The 12,536-nt window shown below is 38.7% G+C and carries 10 protein-coding genes; 5 read left to right on the forward strand and 5 right to left on the reverse strand.

The window, feature by feature from the left end:
* Positions 1-50 precede the first annotated feature (50 nt).
* From LG273_RS18625 to LG273_RS18635, 3 genes are all read left to right on the forward strand, one after another.
* Positions 51-221, forward strand: a complete 171-nt coding sequence (locus tag LG273_RS18625) for a hypothetical protein (RefSeq protein ID WP_404456625.1) — start codon at positions 51-53, stop codon at positions 219-221.
* Positions 222-553: 332 nt separating this feature from the next.
* Positions 554-988, forward strand: coding sequence for a hypothetical protein (locus LG273_RS18630; protein ID WP_404456627.1), 435 nt, complete (start codon positions 554-556; stop codon positions 986-988).
* 13 nt (positions 989-1,001) lie between these two features.
* Positions 1,002-1,313: a helix-turn-helix domain-containing protein gene (locus LG273_RS18635; RefSeq protein WP_404456630.1), complete on the forward strand. Its 312-nt coding sequence runs from the start codon at positions 1,002-1,004 to the stop codon at positions 1,311-1,313.
* A 145-nt stretch (positions 1,314-1,458) separates the two neighbouring features.
* Here LG273_RS18635 and LG273_RS18640 read toward each other — a convergent pair whose 3' ends face one another.
* From LG273_RS18640 to LG273_RS18660, 5 genes are all read right to left on the reverse strand, one after another.
* The gene (locus tag LG273_RS18640; protein ID WP_404456633.1) at positions 1,459-2,232 is read right to left on the reverse strand and encodes an alpha/beta hydrolase; all 774 of its coding nucleotides are present in this window, start codon (positions 2,230-2,232) and stop codon (positions 1,459-1,461) included.
* A gap of 235 nt (positions 2,233-2,467) precedes the next feature.
* Positions 2,468-6,871, reverse strand: coding sequence for a hypothetical protein (locus LG273_RS18645; protein WP_404456635.1), 4,404 nt, complete (start codon positions 6,869-6,871; stop codon positions 2,468-2,470).
* The gene (locus LG273_RS18650) at positions 6,858-7,598 is read right to left on the reverse strand and encodes a DUF6063 family protein (RefSeq protein ID WP_404456638.1); all 741 of its coding nucleotides are present in this window, start codon (positions 7,596-7,598) and stop codon (positions 6,858-6,860) included. The genes LG273_RS18645 and LG273_RS18650 overlap by 14 nt, the downstream gene beginning before the upstream one ends.
* Positions 7,598-9,100: a replicative DNA helicase gene (locus LG273_RS18655; protein WP_404456641.1), complete on the reverse strand. Its 1,503-nt coding sequence runs from the start codon at positions 9,098-9,100 to the stop codon at positions 7,598-7,600. Before LG273_RS18655 ends, LG273_RS18650 begins: the two co-directional genes overlap by 1 nt.
* Positions 9,082-10,104 (reverse strand): Wadjet anti-phage system protein JetD domain-containing protein, encoded by a 1,023-nt coding sequence (locus LG273_RS18660; protein ID WP_404456644.1) that lies wholly within the window; start codon positions 10,102-10,104, stop codon positions 9,082-9,084. The genes LG273_RS18655 and LG273_RS18660 overlap by 19 nt, the downstream gene beginning before the upstream one ends.
* Positions 10,105-10,534: 430 nt before the next feature.
* Here LG273_RS18660 and LG273_RS18665 point away from each other — a divergent pair, with 430 nt between their 5' ends.
* The gene (locus LG273_RS18665; RefSeq protein WP_404456647.1) at positions 10,535-11,281 is read left to right on the forward strand and encodes a hypothetical protein; all 747 of its coding nucleotides are present in this window, start codon (positions 10,535-10,537) and stop codon (positions 11,279-11,281) included.
* Positions 11,282-11,322: 41 nt separating this feature from the next.
* A complete protein-coding gene (locus tag LG273_RS18670; protein ID WP_404456649.1) occupies positions 11,323-12,525 on the forward strand; it encodes a helix-turn-helix domain-containing protein in 1,203 nt (400 codons plus the stop codon).
* Positions 12,526-12,536: the final 11 nt, after the last annotated feature.

Raw genomic sequence — 12,536 nt, forward strand, 5'->3', positions numbered from 1 at the left:
TTTTCAAGCCTGTTTTAAATCTTTTCTGCTATTGAAATCAAAATTAATCGATGTTACATAAATATCTGATTGTAATATTCCTCTGCCCACCGACAGAATTGTGTCCAAATCAGAAAATGGGGTTGAGAAGGCTGACAGATGAAATATTTAAAAACTATTCGATTCATCCTGATACCGTGATTGAAACAAAAAATATTGAAAGTGCCTTCCGTAGTAAATAGTGGTATCGGACTAACACTAATTCCTGAATGTATTATTACAAGAGATCGTGTTCAGCTATCTGGTTACTAAAATATTTCCTTTTATACGATTTTAGCCCATAGGGGGTTTCATATCATCTATACGAGAAGGACACGACTTGTCCTTGTTCGCCTTTATGACCAGCGAGCGAAATTAACTAAATAAGTGGACCTAATCAATAGCAAAATTCAAATACAGTACTTGCACGGATAAAAAAAAGTAAACATACTTTACTATGTGAGCGTTTATGCTATCATGAAGTTGTATATAATAATAATGAAAGGTATAAACCATGGGCGTATACAAAGTAATTTTGGCAGATGAAAATGGAGCCGTAGGAAGGTTTGAAGATCTTCTAATATCGAAGGCTGAACAGTCATACAGAACGGGGAAAAATAAGATATGGGTAAGGATTGCAGAACTATATCAATTCCAAAAAGAAAGGCTTTCTCATCATCCATATCCAGAAGAGTATAATGAAGCTCTCTCCGAAGATGACACCCCACCTGTAATCAAAAAGATAGATAAAAACACTTCTTTAAAAGAATTGTACCGTTGGGGTATTCAAGGCGGTAAAACAGGTAACCACCGCATTTTGTACACACTCCATAATTACGAAAAAGTCGTTTTGTTGCACTACTTTGACAAACGGTATAATGGAGCAATTAAAGTTAAGAATATTTTACCGGCAGAGAAGAACTATTCTAATTATTGTATTGATGACCCGTCTCATTACCCCATTTTTTGAAAGGATGATCATTATGAGACAAGATTTTTCTAAAAGATTAGCCTCTATTGTAGGGCAAAAACGTGTAAACCAAATTAATAAACAAGCTGATGTCGCAGCACAAATCATTCAGGCGAGGTACCAACAACAGGTCAGCCAACAGAAATTAGCGGATGCAATTGGAGTCGCGAAATCCACCATTGCACGTATTGAAAGTGGTATGACTCAGCCGAAGACTTCTACACTGTATAAAATTTCAGATGTATTAAATATTCCTATTATCATCGATGCCTCACAAACACACTTGGATGATCCCAACGAAAGTGGCAACTTTATTAAAATATAAAAAGGCGGCTGTAGCACTCGCGCTTTTTATGTTTTTTGCGGACCTCTATTAAAGTTGTCTTCCGATTAATTGAGAAGTCCACCAATCATAAAATGTTCGCTCCCCTTTAAGATGACCCTACTAACGGACTTGTACCGCCTTATAATCAGTTGTTTATCCCATTTTCTAAAAATCTCAACGCACTACTAAACGCAGTAGGCACAATGGACATATGATTTTCACCGGAACTTGTGAAAAATCCAATCTCATTCAGTTTGTCCGCTTCCTTTACGCGTTGATATAATGCTTCTGCTTCACTGTACATCCCGAGTGTATTTGAATCCTCTACGGCAATAAACAGACGCTTGTCTTTGTTTGCTTTTAGATCGGGTTCTTTTGTTAAAATAACGCGATCATTCCACCAGATGGATGGACTGAAGGCTAAATATTGCTGGAATAAATGCGGGCGAGTAAATAATCCATATAAGGTCAATAAACCACCAAGCGAATGCCCAAACAATGCCTGGTTCATTTGGTCAACGGGGTACGCTTCCATTATTTTAGACTGAAGAGTATTCTCAATAAAGTCTAAAAAGTGCTCTGCTCCACCTTGTTCTGGCCAATCCAACCCATCAGGCCTTTCTGGGAGATTGACCGTTTCCGCTGGAGGGGTATAGTCATAAAATCGTTCTCTACTAAATGCATCCGGACCAGGATAACCAATCCCAACCAGGATCATTTGATCGACCCCCGTTTTTTCAGGTCTTCTTTCCTGTAGCTTGGTTATTTCTTTTACTAATGGAAAATAGGCGTTCCCATCGAGAAGATATAGAACAGGAAAACCTTGTTCTGGTGCTTCACCTTTTGGAACGGAAATATCGATCTTATATGGTTGATGCGAGCTATCGATTGTGAATTGTGTAATGTCGTAATCTGGCAATTTATTTAACCTCCTGATTTTTTGGTATAAATAAATAAGATATAAAATGATACTTCACGTTCAACATATCTCCTTCGCTTAGTTTGAACTACTCGGTTTTTCCGAATAGTTGCCGATTCCTGCAATTCACTCTAATCATAAATATTTTATTTAAAATGGGGAGAAAGACAGAGCTAGGGCAACTAGAGGAGGTTAATCCCCTCTTCACTTTCTTCTCAAAAGCTTCTCTTCTACATCAATCAAACAAATCAAGCTGTTGTTGCTCGGTTTGGCCTAAACGATCAATGACGGCAGGTTCATGATCCTGGAAGTAAGCATGATGTAGCCATTTATCGGTTGTCATGACCTTTTTATTCGCATCCTTTGACGCTCGTAGTCGACAACTATAGATGATAGGGAAGTAGTCTTGCAGGAACTTTCCTTCCGCATGTGCAGTTAATGCAATAATTTGAAAACCTAACTGCTCTGCTATGAAAAAGACTGGGCTTAAAACATGATCACTTGATGCTTTCCCAAATGGATTGTCTAAAATGACCGCGCGATCTGTTAAGTTTGCTTTTTTCTTTTCTGCGACATATTTTTGTATGCCTAAGAAAAGGGTCATGTTTTTGCTCCACTTCTCTCCACCAGACCAAACATTGCTTTGTTCCCATGTATAGGACCTGTTCGATACTTGGTTGTCGTTCGTTACTTTACGACAATGCACCTTCATGACATCCCGGTCCATTACTACCTTTAATAATTGTTTAGACTCCAGCCACTTTTCTAAATCGGTACGTATTTTATTCATATTCTGATGTCCCTGCTCGTCTCGATAAATATCACTATCTAATTGGTTAATGATCCATTCTGTGTGATTTCGAATACGTAACCGGCCATCCTCAGGCTCCCATTTGGGAATGGAGAAGCTATAAATTGGCTTCCAATTATCCACCTTCACTCTCGTTTTCTTTGGTATTTGTTCAAGCTCGTCTACTAATGTTTCAAGATGTGTGTAAATTTGGTTTATAAAAAGCTGAAGCTCCTCGTCACTTTTGCGAATATGTTCATTGGCATATTTCGTAATTCGTTGAATGCTTGCAAACATATTTTGCTTAAAGGTGATAACTTCCTGGTAGTCGCGCTTTTGCTCGACTCCTTGAATAGCCATCTGCTGTAGCTTTTTATCTGTTATTTTGGAACGGCAAAATGTACGAAATTTATCTTTGGCAGCATGGACAAGCTTCCTTTCTTCCTCTACACGCTGCTTTCTTCCTCTTAACTTGTCCGTAGCTCGTTTTGCAAAATATTCCCGCTGGTATTGAAAATCAAGCGCCTCTTGACCATCTAACGTAATGCTTGCAATTCCAGGGGCGTTGAAGTGATAGCCCTCGATAAAGTTCTCCAAGAGGCGGTGTGCTTCCTCCAGACTATATAATTCCTTGTCTACGCGCTTAAGTTCTTGCACCAGAAAGTCCTTGCGCTTTTGAAGCTCTATTTGCTCTGCTTGAATCTGTTGTTTAACCTCAGTTAAATTTTCTTCAAATTCGATAATCCCATCCTCTGGAAAAGTTAACCGGAAATCTTTGTGTGCTTGGTCAAGCAAGACTTTTTTATTACTAAATTCAATTTTAAGCCCTTCGTATGTTGCCGATACCTGAGCTAATCCCCTTTCACCTTCTTGTATTTGTCCTCTTAATCGATCTATATAATAGTCACCGTCAGCAGGGAAATTCATATCTTTGTCTACAGTTGGATGATCTTGGTCAATTTCATGCATACGTTCGTTTGTAGTCTGAATTCGCTGCCGCTCCGTTTCTCGCTTTGCCTCCCACTCCCCAATTTGGCGTGAAATGTGGTCTTTTTGTCTCAGTAGTTCCTTTCGTTTTGTTAAAAGGGTTGTGACATCTTCTCCGGTGTACGATGCGGGTAACCCAGATACCTCTTGATAATACGGATTGCTATAAACCTTTTCCTTTTCCACCTTTAACTCACGTATCCGCTCATCCAACAGATTCATATCTTCCTCATAACGATCCATCGAACGTGTCGTCTGCACGAGTTTTCGTTCCACTTCCTGTTGTTCTTCATTATGTTTCTTTACCTCAAGGTTATATTTAGCTATTTCTTTTTGGTAGCTTACATATTGCTGTCCATCCTGGAGTTTCTTGTCCATGCCAGTAAGCTCTGCTGCTGCCTCTTCTACCCGTTTTGCGTTTTTATTTATCGACATATTAAGATCGTCTAAATATTTCTCTGCTTGTCGTATCGTAGCTTCCGTTTTTTCTTTCACTGTTTGTAGGTTTGACAGGTCTTCTTGCCATGAAACTACTTGGTCATAGGGATACTTCGTTAAAAATTGATGAAATTGGTTTAAGGCTTGTTCCCATCTCTTCAACTCATTTTCGGTATGTTCTCTTTTATTCGTAATGTCTTTGGCCTCTTGCTTTAACCTTTGTTTCCATGTCGAAAACTGAGCACCATCCATGTTCTGACCCCAATGCTCAGGTACCACCCAGTTGCCTTTTTCCATGTCGGTAAGGCTCATTGCTTCCTCTGTTGACACAATCATTACGGGCATCATTATTCGGTCAGAGACTTGCTCCAATCGATCCATTAAACGAGGCTTTGCCTTCTCTGTTGTCACGATGATACTAGGCCATAAAGCCTCTTGCTTTAACGATTCTTGCTTTTCACTTGGGAGCTGGGATAAATAATCAATACCTGTCTCGATATAATCAACTTGATTTTTCCAGATTTCAATTTGCTTTGCTAAAAAGGGATCACTAAAAAATGTCTTTTGGTCGCCATAATCATCCACATAACGCAGCGCGAGACGTTCCTTGTCAAGCCATTTCTTACGCTCTACACGTTGCTTTTCTACATTGCTTTCGATTTGCCCTAAAATGGATTCCTGTTGTAAATGAATCCCGGAAATGTCCTGCCAGTTACTTTTAAGCATTGCTAAGGATTGAATCAATTGCTGTTCATCTTCCCTCATGGCATTTAAGTGTTGGTTTACTTGTTGTAATTCCAGTCCATTCTTTTGAAGGGTCTCTTGTAATGCTTGTTTCTCTTGCTGTTTTTCTTTAGCTTCACGATCTAATCTTTTTCTGTCTGTTTTCAATTGCGTGATCTCATCATCCAATGTTTGATATCGCGTTTCCCATTTCGGCAATTGCTCTTCTACTTTCTCCTGTCCTGGATTGGCCAGAAGGGATTGGCGCAATTGTTCACTGTCTTTTTCTCGGTTTTCTATATACGAGGTTAGCTTTATTACCGCATCATTTAAATTTTGCTTCGTTTGTATAAGATTGTTGTGTTGCTGCTTTAGTGAATCTACTTGACTCTGCAAAGGACTTTTCTCTAGCTTCAAGTCTTGCATGTCTTTGTCAATTGCATCTAACTGAGATTGATAGGCACCATGTAAAGCTTGTTCAACTTCAGTCAATTGATCCTGTATTTCTTCTACGTCCGACTCTTTTTCAAAAGTAGCGATCTGTTCTTGAATAAAGCTGAGTGCTTGATCTGCTGCATGTTTATCCTTGGCAAACTTTGCGTAACGCAGTGCAGCATGGCGGCCCTTTAATCCATCGATCTTTTCCTCTTGCTCCTGCAAAACAAGATGCGCATTGTCGTGCTTTTTCTCAAACTCCTGAGTTTCCTCCACTTTTTCAGCAATCTCATGAGAGGCCCGCTTCACCTCATGTTGATGCATCTCCTGTTGCAGCCGCATTTCTTTCGCTTGTAGAGACTCCTTTTCAGCTTCGAAAACTTGCTTCTGCTCTAATGTTTGTTCCCAAATCCCTTTTGATTGTTGTTTTGCTTCAAGAAAGTCCTGTTCTTTGGAATGGAGTTTTTCAAAGGCAGTTGTATAACCTGTTAACTCCTCTTGGATCTTCTCATTCTCTTTGATCGTTTCCTTTAGCTTTTGATAATTTTTAAAGCTTGTATAACGCTGTTCAAACAAATCAGCAAAGAGTGTCTCATCATGTCCTGCCATTGCGCTCTCCACAGTAGGAATAAGCAGTCGATCAAAAAGCTGATTGGTCGTTTTACATGCTTCGAAAAACGCCTCCACTCCGCCCTCTGAGCTGTTAATTTTTACGATGCTTTCCCATTCTGTAGAGATTATCTGATAGTTGTCTTCTATGTATTCACGATAATCTTTTATGGTAGCAAAAGTGTTTGCAGAAAGGGATTTATCCTTCATTGCACTATAATAATCTTGCATTTCCCCACGCTCAGCAGGACGTTTCCCACCCTTTACTTCCCGTACAAATGGAATTTCTTCAATTGCATGTGAGTCACCGTGCTGGTATTCATATACATAACGGAGGGAATCTAACCCATGCTTATTCATAAACAGCGTAACAGCCGTCACAACATAACGCCTGGGATTATCGTTAATGATCCACTCCACAGCAATATGGGCAGGTGCACTTGCGAGGGTTAATGTGTTGCCCATTTTCCGACTAGCCAGCTCTGTATGTGGCAGCATGGCTTGAAGTGCGGTTTGGATGAGTACTGTTTTGCCACCACCATTTTCTAATAAAATGGCGCCATTATAGCCATCAAACAAAAACAATTCATCGTTATAACGCTTATTCCCTTCCTCATAAATAACGTTGGATAATCGGATCTTACTAATCGCTGGCATCTGTTTTCTCCCCCTCCATTTCATAGATAAATGTAAAGATTCCTTTGTTGTATTCCACTTCCATAAAATAGCGCTGGATAATGGTTTTCGCCTTTTCTGTTAAGGCTATTTCCTCATTTCCCTGATCCATCACCAAATCTTGATCAAGTAAAAATCGTTTCACGGTATCTAAGAAGCTATAACGACTTATCGTATTTCCTGTTTGTCGCTTAACACTTTCTTTAATATCATTCATATCCACCCATTTATCGACAATCTGCCGCCAATTATAGGAAAACTCACTTTCTTTTTGCTTTAATACTTCCTCATCTAACGCCTGCAATTGCTCAATGCGTTCTTGAATTTGGTGCATCCATTCCTCTACTCTTAAAAAATCACGCGTAGGCCGGCCGCTTTGGTACGAATTATAAAAGGTACCAAATAGAATGATAGTGGCGAAATAGAGTAAGTAAATATCTCCGTTTGTTGCCCCAGAGCGTAAATAATGACGCTTGATCCAATCATTGCTGACATGAAAAACTGATAACTTCGTCTCTGGAATTAAATATAAATGTTCGCTCGTGTTTACGATGACAGCATCCACTTCTTTTGCATACAAATCTAACAAACTGCGAATATCGTCATCTGCTCGGTATAATTGCACTGCTTCCTGGTCAGTAACTGCTGTCCTTGCTAATTTTGCATAAATTTGAAATGCCTTTATTACTTTTTCTTCACTGTAGTTCACTAGGATTCCTCCAATCGAATGACCATCTCTTGAATGGAATAACGTTTATATCGATTTAGAATGGCGTTTTTCTCTGTAATGATCAGCCGATTGTTACCGAGTATGTATAATGCTTCTGTTAACAAAGAGTTACCATCTTCATCATGCTCCATATCACCACGAGAGATGGGAGAACGCTGGTGTAAAATTAGCCAAAACTCATAAAAGGACTTTGTTGTATAAAGCTGGGCCAGGTTCGTTTCTGTTAAATGGTCAAAAAAAGCAGATAGGGTTATTTCCGGCTGCTGCTGTAACAGGCTTAACAATTCCTCCATTAGCTTTTTATATTGTTTACGCAACAAATTATTCCGCGCATCCATTTCCTCGTCGCTTTCTGCTTCTGGCATTGTAGCCTCTTTATCCTCTTGTTGGTCTTCTACTATATTTTGTTCCGCAAAAAGCGTGAAAGGTGACCAAATCCTCTCCTCCTCTATTTGTAAAAAGGGATGTAGCACACCTTTCATCGCCTCAATTGGAAGAGGCACAGAGATAATGTGAGAGGTAATCTCATGGTCAAAGTTAAAGGCCTCAATCCCTGTATAATACAAGGATTCCTGCGCCGTTATTAGGGTGGCGTTTTTGAGTGACAAGGTTTGTTCTAGTAATCTCGAATGATCATAATGGACGGATTCCAACTCTCTCGTAATGGTGAGGATAAGATCATAGGTTTTCTGCTCCTTACGGTGAATGTCCTTCGCATAAAGTCTATCTTTTGTTTCTTTCACAAATTGTCGTAGCTCCTTGAACTCATCGTCCTCACGTTGCAGGCGACTGTAGCTCTCCTCCAATAATTCTTTATAACGATTAAATGTTTCTTCTGAGACAATGCTTCGCTGAATCTCCTGTTTAAGTGATAGCATTCGCCCATCAATATTTTCAACAGCAACCCGCATTTCATTAATCTGTCGCAGGGCACCATTGAATTCTCCCCTTTCCAATTGTTTGCGAAGCATTAACTGATTAATCGATAATTGAAACTCACTATAAAACTCTCTTGTCGCAAAAAGAAGCTCGAGCCCATCATCGTCTAAGGTGTAATATTGTTCATTTGTCGCTTGATTGAATCGGTTCGTCTTTAGAATGGAATATTCCAGCTGCTCTTCTTGATTCGTTTCCCAGTTATAGAAGGAATACGTACGCTTCATACCGGTTCCCGGGCGAAAGTTTTCGATAAGCGTTCCAGCCATGCGATGGTATTCATTTGCTTGTAACTGATACTGTTCTGCTGTTACGTCATGAATAAAAGCAGCCAGCTGTTTTAAACCAGTTTTATATTGTCGCATTACCTTTTGTTCAAAGAAAAACAGGAGAGTTAGTAGACCTAATCCCTTCATATCAATAACTTTGCCGTTCTCATCCTTTTCGCGTTTACGGTCTAAGTCTGTTAAGGGATCAAACAAAGCGAGTCGACGGATCCTCTCATGATAGCCTGACGTGATGGTTGCTATATCATGTCGTTCCAATGCGTTCCCTCCCATATCTTCTGTAATTCCTTTGTTTTTAGTGTTTCCTGTGGGTAATAATAGCCTGTCTCCAGTAGATGCTTTATGCGGTTTCGCTCTGCTTTGTCAAAACAATTCAAAAAGGCTTCTTCTGCTTCGGGGCGTGGTCTATGGTATTCCTTCCCCCGGGCAGGTTGCTTCTCTAAGCATGCTCGGTAAAACGGTAGCGCTAATCGCATCTCAAATTTCTTCGAGAGGCTATACCAAATGGCAATTCCTTCTCTGTCCATATCCCCAAAATAAAAGAAGTGGTGAATAGCAGAAACCGGGTATTGCCGATTAAATTGCTCCATGCTCTGAATAATGCCCTTTCCCCTCCCATAAATAAGGGTGGCAAAAGAAGCCTGTTTAATGGATGGCAACAAGCCTTGATAGGTCGTTTTATTCTCCACAATTAAGTGCATTTGTTCTGAATGCTGTATTTTATTGGGATTAATCGCGAACTGTAATGGCTCAGATACAGGGATGACTTGCAACTTATCGAATAAACGAACCCGCTCTAATAGTTCTTTTCCTTTTCTTTCGGTAATCCACTTCTCATCTCCCGCTATTTCATAGCTTCGTTCTGGTGCTGGGATAGATTCATCAGGGAACCCATCCCTTTTTATGTATTGATCAATTTGTTGTAGGTAAGGCAAATCCTCATGCCATTGATTGGGGTCATGTTGGTAGTAGTAGTCCAGGTTAATAGCAGGGTGGAATTGGATACGGTATTGTTGTAAGAGATGGTGGTGGTCTTTTTTTAACTTTGCTGTTTGAATACGATAATGAAGGGCAACAGATGGCTGTCTAATTGAGCGGCCTTTGCTTTTTACCATCGTCAGGATCCCTGCATTCTCTAGTGCAAGCACTTCTTCCGCAAATGCCTCATAGCTCTCAAAAAAAGGGGAGGAGATTTCCTGTAATGTATTAATATCAATTGTTTTCTTTGGATATAAAGCAATGGCTTCTTTCAATTCTTTCATGGCGTGTCCCGTCCTATATGGTAAAGTATGTTACTTTTTAAATAATTGTTCTTAATCAAGGAAATATTTATATGTGGATCAAGGTTGTCGCTTTTCTTATATTTGATACATACCTTATCTCGTTCTGCTTCTAATTTTAATTTGTCTAAACATATAATTTTAAGTTCCACTATTTCAACCTATTAGTGGAGAGTTTTCATTTTAATAAACTAACCCTTTATTTACGCTTTCTATTTTACCACTGTTTGTTATATTTAAAAAATGAAGTAATAGTATCGCTTGGTGCCTTCCACATCAACCTTTAGACTATAATAATTTAATTGTTTTTCATGTTAAACTTTAAAAAAATAAAAAAAAATCATTTTCATTTTGCTTATTATCTAATAGAATAGAACCAGATGTATACTTAATGAATTGGAGTGATAGGGGCATGGAACAATACAAATTCGATTCAGAACAAAGTAAGATGATAGTCGAGGCTATAGTAGAAGGTTACCGGGATTACATCGAACATCGAAAAGACAGGAGAAAAAATATGAAGATCAGCTCTGCCTTTGCTTGGACTAAGGGAAACTTTATAGAAAGTAAAGTTGCAGAGGAATGTAGTGATCATGGATTTACTTACAAGAAGTCAAAGGCAGGGTTAACATGGGACTATCTTCAATTTGTGCATGGAGATTCTAAAATACTTTTTTTAATTAAAAATGCTGCCTATTTTAATAAAGAAAGTTTTTCCCAAGCAAAGCTAGCCAATAAGCGAAATGGGCGTATACGAACTTATCTTCACGAACTATCACAGATCAATAAAGTCTTAGCATTCCCTAATAAAATGGACGATGCTTCAGCATTTACTGGGGAACGCTCTGAACAACTATCGTTCCTGGTCCCAGAAAATCGGGTAAAGAGTGAAATAGAGAGTTTTAAATCCTCTTATAATGAATTTCATATACTTACTTACGCACTGGATGAAGCATATCAAGTATCTGAAATTATGCATTATCTACCAAATCCAGGGGATAATGTAGCTTACGAAGTAGAAAATCTATCAGCTTATATTTCTGGAGCAGACTTAACGGAAGAAGAGCGCGAAGTAGTTGCTCCAGATGCAGGTGATGAAATAATGGATCCAGCAGCGTTTGACATTGGTATTCTTGAGGAAGAAGAAGAGAATGACTGAAATAGCAGTTTGTTAAAGTAGTTAGATAAGGAGGGAGCAGCATGTTTGTTGGTGAAAATCTAACCAATCTTCGTATCATGCATGGGTATTCGAGAAAACAGCTCTCTGATATATTAGGTGTAACAGAACAAGCGGTTTGGCAATACGAAAATAATTACACATCTCCAAAAATGCAAGTTATTAACGAATTAAAACAGGTTTTTAATGTTAAGAATAAGTATTTTTACACGAATGATGTACTGAAGAAAACAAACAAACCAGAAACTGTCAATGTTATGAACATAGCTTACCGTTCTAAGATCATGAATGTGATCTCAAAGACGCAGGCCGAAGCCAAACATATAGAATATTTAGATACGTTTGTTGACTATTTAACGGCAAAAGTAAGATATCCCACTATGCAGATTATTCAATTAAGAGACGACGTTATTCATTATCTAAATAATTCAAACGATGATAGGTTGGTTCAAATTAATAAAGTAGCTGAATTAGCTCGTAGAAAACTTGGTTTTAGGAACGATACTAATGAAGATTTGATGTTTTTAGTTGAGAAAAGTGGTGTATTTATTTTCGAGAAGGCGTTAGGTGAAGAAATTGATGCATATAGTTTATGGACTAATAATGATCGTCCGTACATCATTTTAGGAAATATGAAACGTTCCGCATTCCGAAGGAACTTTGATATTGCCCATGAGCTAGCTCATATACTACTTCATTATCGTATCGAATTCACTAACCTGGATCGCAAGGAGCATAAGAACATAGAGAATGAGGCAAACATTTTTGCAGGTACATTCCTTTTGCCAGAGGATGAGTTTAGGAATGATATGAAAGACATACTTCATATTACTAATCCAGATGCTTACATCGATTTAAAAAAGAAATGGAGTGTCTCCCTACAAGTACTAGGTTACCGGGCGGCCAAACTAGGAATTATCGAACCAAGGGCGCATCGGAATTTTTATGCTGCACTTCATAGGAAGGGATATCTAAAAAAAGAACCTCTAGATGACTTAACACCTATCCAAAAACCGATGAAGGTAAAGTCAATAATTGATTTGGTTTCAAAAAAGGGCCTACTGGACATTCGCCGGATGATTGAAGCCGATTGGAAAGTTGAAGTTTCTTTTTTCTACCGAATGACAGGAATTGAATCAACTTTCTTTGATAAATATTTTATTAGCAAGCAAGATTTCGGCCTTGATAATGTTACAGATTTTTCACCCCGTGTTTCTGAGAAATAGAAAATTTATCT

Source organism: Oceanobacillus kapialis (assembly GCF_044790185.1).
GTDB classification, from domain to species: Bacteria; Bacillota; Bacilli; order Bacillales; family Amphibacillaceae; genus Oceanobacillus_B; species Oceanobacillus_B kapialis.